This window comes from Beijerinckia indica subsp. indica ATCC 9039 (assembly GCF_000019845.1).
In the GTDB taxonomy this organism is placed as follows: domain Bacteria; phylum Pseudomonadota; class Alphaproteobacteria; order Rhizobiales; family Beijerinckiaceae; genus Beijerinckia; species Beijerinckia indica.
The window spans coordinates 1,435,455-1,452,971 of record NC_010581.1; the positions used below are offsets into that span (position 1 = coordinate 1,435,455).

The window sequence follows — 17,517 nt, forward strand, 5'->3', positions numbered from 1 at the left end:
GTTTGTGGGGAAGATCTCCAGGCGATCCGGATCGTCGCTTGTTATTCGAGCTTTAAAATCAAGCAGATGAGCAAAATATAAGCTATTCCTTTTAGGAATAATAGATTCAACCTGAAAAACCACAGGCAAGAGGCCTCCTTGAAAATTTAATATGCTCATAAATTGAGCGGTTCGGGGAAGTCCTCTTGACTATGGGCAATTACCCATATTTGATGCTCGCCATTCCGTGTCTGGTCATCCGCTGCGGTGGAGTCCCTTACGATTGAACTGGCAAGCCCATGCCCAATAAATCAATCCATTATGCTTGGATCGTCGCGGCCGTCACCTTTCTGGTTCTGTTGATCGGCGCCGGCATACGCGCCACTCCCGGCGTTTTGATCTTGCCGTTGCAACAGGAATTCGGCTGGTCGAATGCGCAGATCAGCGGCGCGATCGCGATCAATATTCTGCTCTATGGTCTTGTTGGACCTTTCGCCGTTGCTTTGATGGAGCGTTTTGGCCTGCGCGCGACTGTTTGCGCGGCTCTTGGCCTCCTGAGTGTGGGCGTCGGATTGACAATCTTCATGACGGCGCCCTGGCAATTGACTTTGCTTTGGGGGCTCGTTGTCGGGCTGGGGTCCGGCATGGTCGCCATGGTTCTCGGCGCGACGGTCGCGGAGCGCTGGTTTGTCCAGAGACGCGGTTTGATCCTCGGCCTTTTGACGGCGAGCAGCGCCACGGGTCAGCTTGTGTTTCTTCCTCTCCTGGCTCAACTGGTGGCGTGGCAGGGCTGGCGCGCCGTTTCCTTGACGGTCGCGCTTCTGGCGCTCCTCTTGGTTCCGCTCGTGGCTTTGTTGTTGCGGGACAGGCCCGTGGATCTCGGCCTGCCGCCTTATGGGGGTGACGCGCTTGTTCCAGCCGTCAATAAACATCGCAATCCTGTGGCGCGAGCCTTGCGCGCCTTGGGGACTGGTTTTTTGAGCCGTGACTTCTGGTTGCTTGGCGGCAGTTTCTTCATCTGTGGCGCTTCCACCAATGGTTTGATTGGTACGCACTTGATAACCGCCTGCGGCGATTACAATATTCCGGAAGTGCGGGCGGCTGGGCTTTTGGCGATGATGGGTGTGTTCGATTTTTTCGGCACGACGGGCTCGGGCTGGCTGACCGACCGTTTCGACAGCCGGCTTCTGCTTTTCTGGTATTATGCCTTGCGTGGTCTGTCGCTTCTCTATCTTCCCTTTGCCTTCGACGGCAGTTTTTATGGTTTGTCGATTTTCGCGGTCTTTTATGGTCTCGACTGGATTGCGACTGTGCCGCCGACCATTCGTCTCGCCGAACAGTCCTTCGGTCGTGAAAATGCGGCTGTGATGTTTGGTTGGATTGCCGCTCTGCATCAGGTCGGCGGTGCCTTTGCCGCTTGGGTTGCCGGCACATTACGCACACAAACCGGCAGCTATTTCAGTGCTTTTCTCTCCGCTGGCCTGATGTGTTTTCTGGCTGCGATCCTGGTCGCCTTCATCGGGTCGGGGCGTGCTTTGCCCGATGCGAAGCGTTCTCGGCGTCTGATGCCGGAGACAGGGAGCCTGGCTGAAAATGGCTGATGAACCCCAAATCTGCAGTTGTGCGGCTTTGCGTCAGGCGACGCGGCATGTCTCGCGTCTGTATGATGAAGCGCTTGCACCGCTCGGTCTGAGCCTTAATCAATATTCGATCCTTGCCAAGCTCTCGCGTTTCGGCCCGCATACGGTCCAGGCCTTGGCCGATCGGCTGGTCATGGACCGTTCGACACTGGGTCATTTGCTGCGCCCGTTGGAACGGGCCGGCTGGATCAAAATCGGCGTTTCCCCATCCGATAAACGTCAGCGTGTCATCAGCTTAACACCATCCGGTTCGCAGTTGATGCAAGAGGCTCAACCTCTATGGGCGCGAGCGGAGCAACGTTTCCAGAGCCTGTTCGGAGAGGACAATGTGCGGATGTTACAGACCGTCATGAAACAGGTGATAGAGATGGATCTTACCCGGGCATGAGTGTTTACTGCAAGCTGATCGTATGACCTTCGGCGCGGCTGAGAAGCTCTTCCAGAGCTTCGGCAGGGACGACCACCATGCGCTGGCCGCGCATTTTGACGATATACAACCGCATCGGTTTTCCGGTGCTCATCATCATATCCATTTTTTTCTCGTAATGCATATTTTTGCCACTAAAATCGGCGGGGTAGAAATCCGAGCCCGTGCCGGCGGCATAGACGGCCAAAGAGCTCATTGCCATGGTGGCTATGGCCGCTAGAGAGACATGTTTGATTTGCATGATGATTCCCCCTCGCTTGTGGATATCGAGACCGTTCGAGACTTTTTTCTTGGGTTTTTAGCTGAGTCCCGACGATATGAATCGCACACAAAATCGTATTCAATCACTCATTCTATTGCCTGATGTTAAGCCGTAACGTCTCAACAATCTCTGCAGTTGCAAGACAGATACAAAAATCCATGCCGGTCTTTGTCTTGATTTCGTGGTCGAGCGAATACTTGTTCGTGGCCATTGCCAGATGATGAATATCAAACGAATACAGTTTGTGTGCGTCTCATTCATTAAGTGAATGGGGAAAGGTCTTTCCGATTGGACCGGGCACCGTTAAAACGCATCAAACTCAAAAGTGGGCGCCCACTTTTGGGTTTGATGCTGCTGTATGAGTTTTAAAGGGCTTTTGTTTCGTTCTGGCTGAGCTAGGGCGCCTCAATCATCGAGAATGCCGCCCATCCAAGCCATCGGGTGCTTATCGCCTTCCCAGCCTATGCCTTTGCAGGCTTCTTCCTCTGAGACCTTGAAAAGGATCTTGCCGGGATAAGGCTCGCCGGCTTCAGCCAGGCGATAGCCAATGATCGTTCCGCCGAAATAGGAAGGCTCGGCCTTGGTCTTGTGCAGATAGAGTTTGCCGTTGACGAGCTTATTCGCTTCCGCCTCGTAAAATGTCCAGAAACCGCTCTCATGGACTGGCGGCGTAAGCGCTGTCAAATGCAAGGGGTTACGGGAAATCATATGAATTTTGGTCATGGCGAAGTCCGAAGGGCAAGGTCCAGCGAGTTGATTGGGAAGACAGCTGCGTTGGAGCCGATTCCGTTTGAACGTCTAGGCCGTTGGTTTTTTCGAGAGAGTTAAAATAGATCTTCTTGCTGCGATTTTTTAGGCTTTCGGCTTGATGGCTTCGGGCTCGAGGATTTTTGCACGGGCTTGCGCGTGGGTTTCGGGTCAACCGGTGGGTCGGTTGCCACTAAGGCTCCTGCCACTGCTTGCCGGCAACCATCCGAAAATTCGAGCGTCAGCACATGGTTTTCGATGATATCGGCAGCGCGGCGCAAGGGTTGGCCGGTCTCGTCGCGCACCAGCGCAAAGCCTCGCGCCAGAACAGCATGATAGCTTAGGCTGCGGGTCAATTGGGCGAGGTTGGCGAGCCGGGCCTGGCGTTGCGACAAGGTAAGGCTCATCGCTTGGCGTAACCTGTTATCGAGGCTCGCGAGCTTCTGCCGCCGGCCATGCACGCGCTCGCGCTCGACTCGAATGCCTTGTGTGAAATTCTGGGTCAGGCGAATGCCGAGATGAAGGAGGGATTGCCGCCGCCTTTCCTGGGCTATCTCACAGGCGCGGCCCAGCCCTCGCCCAAAGGCCTCGAGTTTTTGGCCGAGCCGCGCCAAACTGGCATGCGGGGCCTGCCGGGACAGGCGGTGGGCGAGACGGCCGAGAACAAGGCCGCGCTGGTCCTGTGCCCTGAGACAGGCTGTGGCGAGACGGGTTGCTGTCCGGTCGAGCCTCTGGCGTGGCGTAGCCAGGAGGGAATCGGCTTGGGGCAGGGCGCGTGCCAAGGCGCGGAGATCGCTCCTGCGCCGTTCGAGCAAGCGATAAGCCGCACCCGCATGTCGCCTTTGCAGATCATTGAGGCTTGTCAGGAGATCTGCGCGTACCGGCACGGCCTTTTCCGCCGCGCCGGTCGGGGTCGGCGCGCGCAGATCGGCGGCATAATCGATCAAGGTCCAATCGGTCTCATGGCCGATCGCGGCAATGAGCGGAATGGAGCTCGCTGCCGCCGCGCGCACAACATTTTCCTCGTTGAACCCCCACAGATCTTCCAGCGAGCCGCCACCGCGCGCGACGATCAGGAGATCGGGGCGGTGCAGTGGTCCCTGGCCGGTGACAGGTAGGGCATTGAAGCCTTCAATGGCGGCGCTGACTTCCGCCGCCGCCGTTTCACCCTGGACACGGACTGGCCAGAGGAGAACCGGCCGAGGAAAACGTTCGGTAATGCGGTGGAGAATATCGCGGATGACCGCGCCCGTCGGTGACGTGATCACTCCGATCACGGCTGGCAGGAAAGGCAGCGCGCGTTTGCGCTCCTCATCGAACAGGCCTTCACTCGCCAATTGCCGCCGCCGCGCCTCGAACAGAGCCATGAGCGCGCCGAGGCCGGCGGGTTCGATGGCTTCGACGACGATCTGATAGGAGGATTTGCCGGCATAGGTGGTGATCTTGCCGGTGGCAATGACCTCGAGCCCTTCCTCCGGCTTAACCTTCAGGCGCATGAAGGTGGTTTTCCAGATTACGGCATCGATGCGCGCATTCTGATCCTTGAGGCAGAAATAGGCGTGACCCGAGGAATGCGGCCCACGATAATTGGAAATTTCGCCGCGCAGACGGACAATGCCGAAACGATCCTCAAGCGTGCGCTTTAAGGCAGCAGATAATTCGCTGACGGTCAGTTCGGGACTATTGGTCGAGGGCGGAGGGAGCATGGCGGCAAGATGACCGATCATCGCTTATGGGGAAAGCTGAAAATCGGCTTTTATCGGATTGCGAAGAAAATGGTGAGACCTGGCATACCTTCTGCCGAAAATGCATGAATATCAAAAATTTCGAAACCTGATAATTTATCAAGAGTCTGGCATGCCTTTGGCTCGTCAAACACGGGCGTCGCATTATCACACCAACGGTCATAATGAATGACCGTTGGACCGCTCTTGAATTTTCGCTCTCGCTTTGAAAAAGCGAAAATTCAAGAAAGGAACCAAAGGTCGTTCTTTACGACCTTTGGTATAAATCATGGGAAGGGAGGTCGGATGACATCGTTCGAGCCAGGACAATATAAAGAAACGCTGCTGTTCCTGGCGACCGCCGGTCTTGTCGTCCCCTTGTTCCGCCGGCTCAGAATCAGTCCCATCCTCGGCTTTCTCTTGGCGGGAGTCGCGCTCGGGCCCTATGGCCTTGGCGCGCTCGCCCATGGACCGGCTTCCTGGCTCGCTTTCCTGAGCCTGGAAAGGGTCGAGGAGATCGAGCCCATCGCCGAATTCGGTGTTGTGTTTCTCCTGTTCATGATCGGGCTTGAGCTGTCTTGGGAACGTCTCGCGCGTATGCGCGCCTTGATTTTCGGCCTCGGGTCATTGCAGGTTTTCGGCTGCGCCGCGGCCTTTGTGGCGATCGCGCTCGCTTTGGGGCAGGAGCCGCCGGCTGCTTTGGTGCTCGGTTTCGCGCTTTCTCTGTCTTCCACGGCTATTGTCATCCCGGCGCTCGCCGAAAAGAAGCGACTGGGAACCTCGGCCGGGCGCACCATTTTTTCGGTCCTGTTGTTTCAAGATCTCATGGTGGCGCCGCTCTTGTTCATGGTGACGGTGCTCGACACGCGCAGCGGTGATTTCACCTCGGCTGTCGTTTCGACCTTGTTGCCAGCCATTGCCGCCTTGAGCCTCATCGTGCTCGGCGGCCGGCTGCTCATGCGGCCTTTCTTCCATCTGGTGGCGGCGGCTGGTTCGACGGAATTTTTCATCGCGGCTTGTCTCTTCACGGTGATCGGGATCAGCGTGATCGCGGCAATGAGCGGTCTTTCGATGGGGCTTGGTGCCTTCATCGCGGGCCTGCTCCTGGCCGAGACGGAATATAGGCGCGAGATCGAAGTCACGATCGAACCGTTCAAGGGTTTGTTGCTGGGTTTGTTTTTCGTCTCGATTGGCGCCAGCCTCAACCCATCCGAGGTTGTCGCGGCGCCGCTCGAGACAATCGGCATCGCGCTTGGCTTCATCGCAATCAAATTCCTCCTGACGGTGCTGGCGGGCTTTGTCATGCGACTCAACGGCCGGGTTGTCACGGAAGCGGCTTTTCTTTTGGGGCCGGGTGGAGAATTCGCTTTTGTGCTCCTCAGCGCCGCTTTGGCGGCCAAGCTCATGCCGGCAAAGATGGCCGGCGATGTCGAAATAGCGGTCACACTCTCCATGTTTCTCGTGCCGACGCTGGCCGAACTCGGCCGGAAATTCGGCCGCAAATCCGCATCCATCGCGCCGGATCTTTCCGAATTGCCTGAATCTCATGACGATAGCGAAGCGCCCGAGGCCATTCTCATCGGCTATGGTCGTGTTGGCCGGCTCGTGGGCGAACTTCTGCACGTCCACAAGATCCGTTTTCTGGCGGTCGATCAGGACGCTGGCGTCGTCAAGGAGGCACGGGAGGAGGGAGCGGATATCTGCTGGGGCAATGCCACGCGGATGGATTTTCTGCATCGCTGCGGGATCAGTAAAGCCAAGGCCCTGATCATCACCATGGACGCCAATGCGATCGCCGAGGAAATCGTCGCCATGGTGCGCGCCGCCTATCCCTGGATCATCATCGTCGCCCGCGCCCGCGACGCAAAACATGCGACCGTGCTCTACAAGCTCGGCGTGAATAATGCCGTGCCGGAGACCATCGAGGCGAGCCTGCAATTATCGGAAGCCACTTTGATCGATCTCGGCGTGCCGATGGGGCTCGTCATCGCCTCGATCCACGAGAAACGGGATGAATTCCGCAAAATCCTGCAACCCGAGGTGGATGGCGCAGCGGAACGCTATGAGCTCAAGCGAACAAATCGCCTGAAAGACTGGGGCAAGCGGCGGGTCAAGACTGTCGTTGAAGAGTGATCTCGCAACAGGTTCTGGATTAACCATGGCTTGGTTTGACCCAGGTGATGGTCGTACTGACAAGGATTAAGCGTCTCGCCTCGTTCATGGAGATCATGGGAGCAGGATTTCGCCCTATATGCTAACCTCTTTGCAAGCATATAGGGTGCTCACGGCCACAACCCTTTGAGAAGCCTTACCGATTCAACCCGGATTTCATCCCTTCTAAATGTCAGAAAGCTATAGTGTCATGACATTGCTGATCTGTGGTTTGCTGATTTTTCTTGGAATACATTCCATTCACATTTTTGCGAATGACTGGCGAGACCGGCAGATTACCCGCTTGGGCCTGATGCGCTGGAAGGGTCTCTATTCCCTGATGTCTCTGGCTGGACTTGTGTTGATCATTGTGGGCTTCGGTCAAGCGCGGACACAGCCGGTCATGCTTTATGATCCACCGATGTGGCTAAGGCATATCAACGCTCTGTTTACCTTGATTGCCTTCATATTGGTCGCCGCCGCCTACGTACCGCGTAATCATTTGAAAGCCGCGATCGGCCATCCGATGCTCGCCGGTGTCAAGACATGGGCCTTCGGCCATCTGCTCGCGACAGGTATGTTGCATGATAGTGTGCTGTTCGGCGCTTTTCTGGCGTGGGCGATATTTGATTTCGTCATTTCTCGCCGCCGAGATCGAGCAACCGGTACGATCTATCCCGCAGGATCGCTGCAAGGAGATATGATAACCCTAGCCGTGGGGGCGATCCTGTGGGGTGCGTTCGCTTTCTGGCTCCATAGATCGTTGATTGGCGTCAATCTGTTTGCATGAGCAGCGTTCGGCTGCATCTCAACAAGCCTGGAAGCCTGGAATCCAGAAATCCCTAATCCTCTGAATGATGCCGGCGGATACGCAGCACGAGCCATGTCACGAAGGCGAGAATAACGGGTACCGCCGCCGCAGTAGCGAAAGCGGGATCGAAGGCTAATTCCCATTCCTGCGGTCCATGATGCAATCCTTCGAAGACAAGATGCAGGATCGAGGCGATGTAATAAGTAATGGCCGCGATCGAAAGGCCTTCGACCGTTTGCTGCAATTGCAATTGTAAACGGACGCGATCGTTCATCTTGCGCAACAGATCGCCGTTCTGGCTTTCAAGATCGATCTCGACGCGTGTGCGGAGCAATTGCGCCGCGCGGGAGAGTTTTTGTGAGAGATTTTCCTGGCGCGTCTCGGTGGCGAGGCAGGTGCGGATTGCTGGCGTCAGTCTGCGGGCGAGGAAGGCGGTGAGCGTCGGCAGATCGGAGATCGCCTTTTCGCCAATGGAGGTCAGGCGCACGCTCATCAATTCATGATAGGCGCGTGTCGCACCGAAACGATAAGCGCTATGCGCTGCCCCCGCCTCAAGCTCGGCGGCAAGTGCTGTCAGGCGATGCAAGAGATGCTGATTGGCTGCCATGCCGTCGCTGAATCGCATTTCGCTCATGAGGAGCGGCAATTCCGTTTCGATGCGGCGCAGGGAGGGGCCGATTTCCTGCGCCTCGGGCAGGCCGAGAAGGGCCAGGGTGCGATAGGTTTCGACTTCCAGCAGCCGTTGGGTGAGCGCGCCCGCCTGGTTCGGTGTCAGCTTGCGATCGAGGACGAGAAGCCGCACGAAACCGAAGGCATCGGGTTGAAAATCCGTGGCGACCATCGCGGCCTGGTTTTCCACCTCGGCGGCAATCAATTGATCGGGACTGAAGACATGCCGGTAGATTTCGCCAGCCTTGGTTTCCGGCAAGAAATGCAGGTCCACCGCAACCATGAGCGGCCCGGGCTGCGGCAATTGCCGCATGACGCCGGCGAGTTCATCGGCGTTTGGCCTGAAGGCCGTGTCCTTGCCTGCGGCCGGTGTGTTCTCGGCGTCTTCGGGAAACTCCCAGGTGTAGGTGGTGAATTCGCCATGCTGCTCCCAGCGGAGAATCGCGGGCGACAGGACGACCCGATGATGGCGCGCCTCTGGTGCCGGCGGCGGCGCGGCGCGTTCGAGGCAGAAGATTTCGAGCGCCACGCGTGCCTTGGCCACGGCTTCCTGATTGGTCAGGAAAGCGAAATGCAGGAAGCGCTTGGAGCCTTCGAAAGCGACGAAGGGTCGTGCATGGACCTCCGCAAGAACCCGTCCACGGAGTGGATGCGGGGTGAAAGCCGGCTCTTTCGACATATCGTGCGGCTGCATCAGCCTCTTTCCTGGAGAATTTCGTCTGCGAGATTTTCAAACTTTGCGGGCCAGCGGCGAGGCAATCCACCGCCAGCCCTGATCTTTACGCTTCAAGCGAGAGCCGCGATCGCCTTGCCGGTTTTTTCGACGATCTCGCCGATCTGGCCCTCGCTGATAATCAGGGGCGGGGTCAGAATGATCGAGTCGCCCGCAATACGGGTCAGGAGATCGAGCTCATGGAAGGCTTTGTCCATGACACCGAAGGCGCGTTTGCCGGGCGCGTCAGCGATCGGCGCCAGATCGATGGCCGCGGTCAGGCCCACGGTGCGGATATCGAGGATATTCGGCAGGCTTTTCAATCCATGCACAGCATCGGCCCAGACCGGCTCCAGTTTGCGCGCCCGTTCGAACAAACCTTCCTCCTTGTAGAGGTCAAGGGTAGCAAGACCCGCGGCGCAGGCCAAGGGATGGCCCGAATAAGTATAGCCATGCGTCAGTTCGACAGCGAGTTCAGGGCCTTTCATGAAGGCTTCGTAAATGGGCTTGCGGATTAATACGCCGCCCATTGGCACGGTGCCCGAGGTGATGCCCTTGGCGAAGGTGATCATGTCCGGCACAACGCCATAACGTTCAGCGGCAAAGGCATATCCCAGGCGGCCATAACCGCAGATCACTTCGTCAAAAATGAGCAAAATGCCATATTTATCGCAAATGGCGCGCAATTTCTGGAGATAGCCCTTGGGCGGCGGCAGCACGCCGGTCGAACCGGACATGGGTTCGACGATCACGGCGGCGATGGTCGAGGCGTCGTGCAAGGCGACGAGCTTTTCGAGTTCATCGGCGAGATGGCCGCCCCATTCCGGCTCACCCTTGGTGAAGGCCTGTTCGGCACGGTTATAGGTCGTCGGCAGATGATCGACACCGGCGAGCAGGGCACCAAAGGCCTTGCGATTGCCGGGAATGCCGCCGACGGCGCCACCGCCGAAGCCAACGCCGTGATAAGCGCGCTCGCGTCCGATCAGGCGCACACGGGAGCCCTGGCCTTGGATATTGTGATAGGCGAGGGCGATCTTCAGCGCTGTATCGACGGCTTCCGAACCGGAATTGCCGAAGAAGACATGGTCGAGATCGCCCGGGGCGAGGGCCGCGATGCGTGCCGCAAGAGCAAAGACCTTGGGATGACCGAATTGGAAGGGCGGGGCGAAATCGAGTTCGGCCGCCTGGGCCTGGATCGCCTGCACGATCTTGTCGCGGCTATGGCCGGCGTTGCAGCACCACAGTCCAGCGGTCCCGTCGAGGATCGGTTTACCGTCGGCCGTATAATAATGCATGTCCTTGGCGGAAGCGACGATGCGGGGACTTTTCTTGAAAGCCCGGTTTGCCGTGAACGGCATCCAATAGGCTTCGAGATCATTGGGAAGCGGGGCGGAAGAAGCGGGAGGCATAGGCAGCTCCAGAAAGTCACCGGCATATCGGTGTTCGAGGACGGTTGTCTTCGCTGGCGATTCTCGCCGACGGTCCAGTGGGGTAAGCGCGTGGGATTGATCCGGGGTGAGAGGATTGGCCGAAAGCCTCTTCAGATGGGGGAGAATCAGAAAAAGCTCTCTATACCTTTGTTTTGACGCCAATTCTTATCGGACAAGTCTGCAACTTTCCCAATTCTGCCGTTGGGGCCGAGGCTCGCGGACGATTTTTATATGAGATCGCGATGAATTTGGATCGACATATACCAAATTCACGAAACGTGCCTGAATTGAGGAAAACCCCTCGATTCTTGGGGAGGACGGCAAATCACCGCACCGTGCTGGTTTGATCCAGGCTGGTGTGATCCAGCCGCGTTCTTACGGCTGTAACCTTGCCTGAGACAGGATTTCCTGGCCAAATTCGAACGCCGACTAAAAGGATTCGTCCATGGTCCTGGATTTCGTTCTCGCCAGCCTGCATCATCTGGCTGTGTTTTCGCTCTTCGGCATCCTCATTGCCGAGCTTCTGCTCCTGCGCTCAGGGTTCGAGGGCACGGCGCTCGCGCGAATCAGCCGGCTTGATCTGGCCTATGGAATCGTTGCCGGATTGGTGGTGGTTTTTGGTTTCCTGCGCGTCTTTTTCGGCGCGAAGCCGCCGAATTTCTATCTGACCAGTCTGATTTTCTGGACGAAGATCGCGCTGTTCGTCTTCATCGGTTTTCTCTCCATCGGTCCTACTTTGCGTTTCATCGATTGGCGTCGGCAAGTGCGTCGGGACTCGGATTGGCGGCCACCCACGGCGGACGTGCGCCGGTTGCGGGTCATCGTCCATGTCGAGGCCGGGTTGTTTCTCCTGCTGCCGATCCTTGCAGCCGCCATGGCACGCGGTTTGGGATAGGGTGTCGAGGGCTCGTCTCTCGCTTCAGCCGAGATCCGCGCAATAGTCACAAAAATCATCGCGGCCGAGCTTGTCGACCAGAAAGGCGAGACCGGCGAGGAAGGCCGGCGCCGCACTGTCGAGGCCTGGTACTTGCCGCAGGGCCGACGCACTATCGTCTCCCTGTCGCGCCCCGGTGCGGCCGCAAAAGACACGGTCGAGATAATCCGCGAGCGCGGCGAAAATCCCGCGTCCATAACGCAGGCGCAAAAGGAAAAGGCGAGGGTCGGACGGAGTCATCATGCCGCCGTTCTCATCGCGCGTGCCATTGTCGATCGCGGCGAGCAAATGCCATTGCCAAGAGTTCTCCCAGCCGGGATTGGCGATTTTCTCATCCGAATAAACCCAGTGTCGCAGCGCCTTGATGTCCTCCCCTGTTTCGGACTTGGGATTTGCGGGCGCGCTCTCCGCGATCGGCTGCATCACCAGAATTTCGAGGGCACGAGTCAGGCTGGCGCAATCTTGATCGCTTAAAGAGGGCAGGCCTGCCCAATGGGTGAGGGACACGCCATATTCTTCCATGAGCAGACGATCGAACAGATCGCGTCCTTGGGTTTCGGTTGAGAGAGGGGCTGGATCTTGCGAGTTCGTCATGAATGGACCAGAAAGGGGCACGGGGACATCGATCAAGGAGGATGATTCATGGCCGCGATAATTCCCGACAGGATGCGCCAGATTTATTTCGACGGGAAGGGCGGTCCCGAGGTGATCCGTGTCGGCGAGGCGGAGGTTCCGACGCCTGGTCGTGGTAAGGTCCTGATTGAGGTCGCGGCGGCGGGCATCAACCGGCCCGATTGTGTGCAGCGCGCCGGATTCTATCCGCCGCCTCCCGGTGAAAGCGAGATCCCGGGTCTCGAAGTCGCTGGCAAAATCGTCAAGCTGGGCGAGGGCGTGTCGCAATGGCAAATCGGCGATGAAGTCTGCGCTCTGCTCGGTTCTGGTGGTTATGCTGAATATGCCCTTGCGGATGCGGCTTTGTGCCTGCCGGTGCCGAAGGGTCTGAGCCTGATTGAGGCTGCCGCTCTGCCGGAAACCTATTTCACCGTTTACGATAATGTATTCACGCGCGGCCGCTTGCAGCCGGGTGAAAATTTTCTCATCCATGGGGGTTCGAGCGGTATCGGATCGACGGCGATTCAGCTTGCCAAGCAATTTGGTGCGAAGGTTTTCACGACAGCGGGTTCGGCCGAGAAATGCGCCTTCTGCCGCACGCTCGGAGCCGACCATGCGATCGATTATAAAACCAGCGATTTCGTTGAGGAAATTCGCAAGATCACGGACAATAAATATCCGATCGATGTGATCCTCGACATGGTCGGTGGAAGTTATATCGCCAAAAACCTCTCGCTGCTGAATTTTGATGGACGCATGGTGCAGATCGCTTTTCTGCAATCGCCGAAAGTCGCGTCCTTCGATTTTCTGCCTCTCATGCTACGGCGCCTCACCATGACCGGTTCGACCTTGCGGGCGCGGGCGCTCGGGCAAAAGATCGAAATCGCGGAAGCCTTGCGGGAGTTGGTCTGGCCATTGCTCGATCAAGGCCTGGTCAAACCCATGGTTCATGCAACCTTTCCTCTAGAGGAAGCCCGGCAGTCGCATGAATTGATGGAATCCTCTGCCCATCTCGGCAAAATCCTCCTTGTGACGGGCTTAGCCTGAAAGTTTGATGTCTGTTGCGTCATCGAGCCTGTATACGATGAACCAAGGGTCACTCTCCGCGATCCTTGGTATCTGGGCAGGAAAGCAGGCTTGACGCTAAGGCGAATGAGCAGATGTCGTCTCGGCTCCAAAGCGCCGCCTGTAATCGCCCGGTGCAAGGCCTATCACCTTGATGAACACTTTTCGGAAGGATCCTGGATCGTCATAACCGACATCCCAGGCGATTTGATCGATAGGCCGTGTCGTCGCCTCCAGCATCTCGCGCGCTTTGTCCACACGCAGATGCTGGCAATATTCGGTGGGCTTGAGCCCGGTGGCTTTACGGAAGCGACGCAGAAAGGTGCGTTCCTCGAGCCCTGCTTTCGCCGCCATGGCGCAGGCCGTGATGTCGCGCAGCCCCGCCTTCTGGAGCCAATGCTGAACTTTCAATATGGCTGCGTCGCCATGCCCGAGCCGGGGTGAGAAGATGCTGTAATAGCGCTGCTCGCGGCCGGGCGGGTCGACGAGCAGGAAGCGGGCTGTCTCGATCATCATGGCAGATCCGAGCAGCCTATCGACAAGCTTGAGGCCAAGATCAGTCCAGGCCATCAGCCCGCCAGCCGTGATGATGTCGCCATCATCGATAATGAGTTTGTTGGTATCCACCTGCACGTCAGGAAACCGCTGGGCCAGATCATCGGCATAGGTCCAGTGCGTGGTTGCCGCTCGGCCGTTCAAGAGACCTGTCTCAGCGAGCAGAAAGGCGCCTGCGCATACGGAAGCGAGCACCGTCCCTGCGGCATAACGCACCTTAAGAAAATCGACTAGCCCGGCTCTGTTTTCGCCCGCCGCAGGATCACCCAGGCTGGGTGGCAGGATGACAACAACGGGCTCACCGCCAGCGCCCGGGCTGGTGTCGAAGGTGCGGACCACCCGTCCATCCGTCTCGCAAAGGCTGAGGTGGCTCACCCGGAGCAAAGTCTCGCTTTTTCCGAGGCGTTTACGGGCTAGACGATCGGCAATGACGAATAAGTCCGTGAGGCCGTGTATGGCGGCGAGTTGTGCCTGCGGATAGGCCAGCAGTCCGATCTCGGGAGGAGGTGGAGCCCCGGCCATTTGTCAGTTTTGCCTCGTTCTTTGTCGTTCCTGCCGCTCCGTAGCATGCCAGTTCACCTCTATCCTGGCAATCGGGAGGCAATGAGGCCCCTTCAACAAACCTGGATGGCTGACATGACGAAACGTGCTTTGATCATCGTCGATCTACAGAATGACTATTTTGCTGGTGGTAAATTCACCCTCGTTGGCATCGATGCCGCCGCCGCCAACGCCGCGCGTCTTCTGGATGCGGCGCGTGCGGCAGGTGACCTCGTGGTCCATGTCCGCCATGAATTCCCATCAGCCGATGCGCCCTTTTTCGTGCCGGGCTCGCATGGTGCCGAGATCAACAAAAGTGTTTTGAACCGTGATAGTGAGCCTGTCGTGCTCAAGAACTCCATCAATGCCTTCCGTGGCACGGCCCTCAAGGAGATCCTCGACCACAATGGCATTGATGAGGTCGTGATTGCCGGCGCCATGAGCCATATCTGTATTGACGCTATCACACGCGCTGCCGTCGATTTCGGTTACAAGGCAACAGTTGTGCATGATGCTGTTGCCACGCGCGATCTCGAGTTCAATGGCATTATCGTCCCCGCTGCACAGGCGCATGCTGCTTTCATGGCTGCCTTAGGGTTTGCCTATGCCACGTTGCTTTCAACCGATGAACTGCTCGCCAAGAGCCGCGTACTGGATGTCACCGCTTGATTGCACGAGGATCGGCGCGTGTCTCTCCCGAACATGCAGGGCGATCACGACCAGATTGTACCAATCGCGGATTCTACCCTGCTTTCGACCATGCGCATGAAGCATGGCGCGATCAAAGTGTACAGGGGGCTTCTGGATGGACGCTGCACACTCATCCAGAGGTCTTAATCCGGATCTGCTTGCAGTCATTTGGATTGATGTATTAGGGCGATATCGAGAGTCGTGAGCGGTGACTCTCGATTTTGTTTCAGAATTGTCAGACTTCTGTTGTGCCGACAAAAGACCTTTACCAAAACTCCTCCAATTTCGCATATCGACCCATGCCGGTCATTAAAGAGCTTTAAGCCAACAAGAAAATCAGCTCGTAGGAAGCTTTGTATTTATGAAATTCTTGATGGCATGTGTAAATTTGCCAATTCCTGTGTCACCTTCAAAGCCTCCTCATGCTGTCCAAGTTCGGACAGTATGAGGGCGAAATTGTTCAGCGAACCTGCCAGATCGGGTGTGAACGTCTCGGGGCGAGCCCGTGCCAGCCCGCGATGAATGTCAACCGCCTCTTGCGCCGCTGCCAAAGCGTCCTCTTGCTTGCCAAGTTCGAACAGCATGATGGCGAGATTGTTCAGCGACATGGCCAGATTGGGCGTGAACATCTCGGGGCGGGCCTGTGCTAGCCTGCGATGAATGTCAACCGCCTCTTGCGCCGCTGCCAAAGCGCTCTCTTGCTTGCCAAGTTCGAACAGCCTGTTGGTGAGATTGTTCAGTGAGCCTGCCAGACTGGGCGTGAACGTCTCAGAGCGAGCCTGTGCCAGCCCGCGATAGAAACCGACCACCTCTTGCGCCGCCGCCAGAGCTTCCTCATGACGATCAAGTTCGGACAGCGTGTTGGCGAGATTGTTCAGCGAGCCTGCCAGATCGGGTGTGAACATTTCGGGGTGAGCCTGTGCCAGCCTGCGATAGAGACCGGCCACCTCTTGCGCCGCCGCCAGAGCTTCCTCATGCCGACCAAGTTCGGACAGCGTGTTGGCGAGATTGTTCAGAGAGCCTGCCAGATTGGGCGTGAACGCCCCGGGACGAGCCCTTGCCAGCTCGCGACAAAAACTGACCGCTTCCTGCGCCGCCGCCAGGGCTTCCTCGTGCTGACCAAGGTAAGAAAGATAACCTGCGGCATTATTGAAATATCCCGCCTTCACTTCAGGTTCGATCGTTTTCTGAGCTAGAATCAAGGCAATATGTGCAGCAAAATTCACTGCCCATATTGGTTGTTCAACACTTGCTATGCTGGCGAAGGACAGCGCCCGCTCCGGTTTATCCCGCACCATTTCGATTAGGCGCTCTTCAAGTGGATGCGTCCCCTCATCCGATTGCTGGAGAGTGTGAAGGTCATACAGCACGCGCCCAAGCCGATTGCCCAACGTAGCCACATTTTCCTGGAGAGCTATAAACAACCAGTCCGCTAACGCGGTGCGACCTTTGGGGAAATTCGGATTAAACAGCGTGAGATCGACAAAGGCTGCGGCGATTGGGTCGGGCTCAAGTCTGACCAGACGGCCTTTTTTCCACCATGGGCTTCGCGCGAGCGCCCCCACAATATCGGGATTTGAGTTTTCGCATACGCCCGCTTTCGCTAATTCACTTATGACGTTTTCACTCAGCCCATCCGCCAGGACACCAAGCGCCAAGAGACGTTCAAGCCCTTCCCGTCCAAGGTTCAAGGCTTCAGACGTGGATTGGACGCGGCAGATTTCCCGACGCGCGAGTTGTTTGAGAAGCTCTGCTCCGGCAAGGCCGAAGGCTTCTTTCGGCGATAAAATTGCGTGAATTGCGGCGGCCATTGCGTAAAGAGGAAGCTGATGGAGTGGGGATGACTCCAGCCATCTCCGTGCCTCTCGCAAGTCCGGCGTTGGCAATTGTGTATGTGTGGAGAAGTTTCTGGTGGCCTCCTCAATCAAGCCTGTGCCGTCATTGATGCTAAGCTGTGCAGGAGCAGCAATTTCATGCGTTCCAAAACGCCCTTGAAGAATCGATGTTTCGCGCTCCCATTCCGCAAAAGATTGTCGTGATAAAAACATGAGGCGCAGAGGATAAGGCGCGATCTTTCGTTCAGCCAGTTCGCTCAGCAATGCCTTTGTTCGTTCGGGCTGCTCTTCTGGATAATCGACGATAAGAAAGAGGCCCTTTTCTCCAACGGCCAAATCAACAAGATTGCATGTTCGAGGGAGAAAGCCAGCAGTCCATCCTTTGTCACGCAGCATTTGCGCTGCTGTCGCGGCAAGGCGCGTTTTTCCTGCGCCGCCCTCGCCGGTAACGAGGCGTGCGCTTGGTGTTTGGGATCCGCTCTCGGCCCACGCCAGAATTTTGCGGAGATCGTTGTCACGGCCATAAAGCGTTCCAACAAACCGATAGTCCCAACGCAACAAGCTAAAAAGATTTGGCTCGCCATCTTCAAAAGCATCGCACAGAGGGAACCAATCAAGGCTTGGTTCACGCAAGACGGTCTGATCAGTTCCAGACGTCGGTGATTGTAGTGCGAACTGTGCCTTGGTGATGGAAATATACGTCTGAGCGTTAATACTGCCGCCAGCCTGAATGA

Annotated in this window: 15 protein-coding genes; 7 read left to right on the forward strand and 8 right to left on the reverse strand. The window is 57.1% G+C overall.

Features of this window, described 5'->3' with window-relative positions; genetic code table 11:
* The first annotated feature begins 278 nt into the window (after positions 1–278).
* Positions 279–1,580 (forward strand): MFS transporter, encoded by a 1,302-nt coding sequence (locus BIND_RS06270; RefSeq protein WP_012384233.1) that lies wholly within the window; start codon positions 279–281, stop codon positions 1,578–1,580.
* A complete protein-coding gene (locus BIND_RS06275; RefSeq protein WP_012384234.1) occupies positions 1,573–2,007 on the forward strand; it encodes a MarR family winged helix-turn-helix transcriptional regulator in 435 nt (144 codons plus the stop codon). Before BIND_RS06270 ends, BIND_RS06275 begins: the two co-directional genes overlap by 8 nt.
* A gap of 4 nt (positions 2,008–2,011) precedes the next feature.
* Here the strand turns inward: BIND_RS06275 and BIND_RS06280 are convergent, their stop codons facing one another.
* The 3 genes from BIND_RS06280 to xseA all read right to left on the reverse strand — a co-directional run bounded on the left by BIND_RS06280 (position 2,012) and on the right by xseA (position 4,782).
* Entirely contained in the window at positions 2,012–2,233 is a 222-nt protein-coding gene (locus BIND_RS06280; protein WP_148210572.1) for a hypothetical protein, read from the reverse strand.
* 480 nt (positions 2,234–2,713) lie between these two features.
* Complete coding sequence (locus BIND_RS06285) at positions 2,714–3,031, reverse strand: hypothetical protein (RefSeq protein WP_012384236.1); 318 nt, start codon at positions 3,029–3,031, stop codon at positions 2,714–2,716.
* Positions 3,032–3,132: 101 nt separating this feature from the next.
* Entirely contained in the window at positions 3,133–4,782 is a 1,650-nt protein-coding gene (xseA, locus tag BIND_RS06290) for an exodeoxyribonuclease VII large subunit (protein ID WP_012384237.1), read from the reverse strand.
* Positions 4,783–5,085: 303 nt separating this feature from the next.
* Here xseA and BIND_RS06295 point away from each other — a divergent pair, with 303 nt between their 5' ends.
* Both BIND_RS06295 and BIND_RS06300 read left to right on the forward strand, forming a co-directional pair.
* Complete coding sequence (locus BIND_RS06295; protein WP_012384238.1) at positions 5,086–6,912, forward strand: cation:proton antiporter domain-containing protein; 1,827 nt, start codon at positions 5,086–5,088, stop codon at positions 6,910–6,912.
* A 229-nt stretch (positions 6,913–7,141) separates the two neighbouring features.
* On the forward strand, positions 7,142–7,720 hold the full coding sequence (locus tag BIND_RS06300; RefSeq protein ID WP_041777963.1) for an NnrU family protein: 579 nt from the start codon (positions 7,142–7,144) through the stop codon (positions 7,718–7,720).
* 52 nt (positions 7,721–7,772) lie between these two features.
* Here the strand turns inward: BIND_RS06300 and BIND_RS06305 are convergent, their stop codons facing one another.
* Complete coding sequence (locus tag BIND_RS06305; RefSeq protein WP_012384240.1) at positions 7,773–9,104, reverse strand: DUF3422 family protein; 1,332 nt, start codon at positions 9,102–9,104, stop codon at positions 7,773–7,775.
* 92 nt (positions 9,105–9,196) lie between these two features.
* A complete protein-coding gene (aptA, locus tag BIND_RS06310) occupies positions 9,197–10,531 on the reverse strand; it encodes an omega-aminotransferase AptA (protein WP_012384241.1) in 1,335 nt (444 codons plus the stop codon).
* 466 nt (positions 10,532–10,997) lie between these two features.
* On the opposite strand from aptA, the gene BIND_RS06315 reads away from it, so the two are divergent.
* On the forward strand, positions 10,998–11,447 hold the full coding sequence (locus tag BIND_RS06315; protein ID WP_012384242.1) for a DUF2214 family protein: 450 nt from the start codon (positions 10,998–11,000) through the stop codon (positions 11,445–11,447).
* A gap of 24 nt (positions 11,448–11,471) precedes the next feature.
* Here BIND_RS06315 and BIND_RS06320 read toward each other — a convergent pair whose 3' ends face one another.
* Positions 11,472–12,080, reverse strand: a complete 609-nt coding sequence (locus BIND_RS06320) for a hypothetical protein (protein ID WP_148210573.1) — start codon at positions 12,078–12,080, stop codon at positions 11,472–11,474.
* 48 nt (positions 12,081–12,128) lie between these two features.
* Here BIND_RS06320 and BIND_RS06325 point away from each other — a divergent pair, with 48 nt between their 5' ends.
* The gene (locus BIND_RS06325) at positions 12,129–13,145 is read left to right on the forward strand and encodes an NAD(P)H-quinone oxidoreductase (RefSeq protein ID WP_012384244.1); all 1,017 of its coding nucleotides are present in this window, start codon (positions 12,129–12,131) and stop codon (positions 13,143–13,145) included.
* 96 nt (positions 13,146–13,241) lie between these two features.
* On the opposite strand, the gene BIND_RS06330 is transcribed toward BIND_RS06325, so the two are convergent.
* Entirely contained in the window at positions 13,242–14,240 is a 999-nt protein-coding gene (locus BIND_RS06330; protein WP_012384245.1) for a GlxA family transcriptional regulator, read from the reverse strand.
* A gap of 114 nt (positions 14,241–14,354) precedes the next feature.
* Between BIND_RS06330 and BIND_RS06335 the strand changes: the two genes are divergently transcribed.
* A complete protein-coding gene (locus tag BIND_RS06335) occupies positions 14,355–14,927 on the forward strand; it encodes an isochorismatase family protein (RefSeq protein WP_012384246.1) in 573 nt (190 codons plus the stop codon).
* Positions 14,928–15,307: 380 nt separating this feature from the next.
* Here BIND_RS06335 and BIND_RS06340 read toward each other — a convergent pair whose 3' ends face one another.
* Positions 15,308–17,416 carry a tetratricopeptide repeat protein gene (locus BIND_RS06340; RefSeq protein ID WP_012384247.1) on the reverse strand — a complete coding sequence of 703 codons (2,109 nt, stop codon included), beginning with the start codon at positions 17,414–17,416 and terminating at the stop codon, positions 15,308–15,310.
* Positions 17,417–17,517 lie beyond the last annotated feature (101 nt).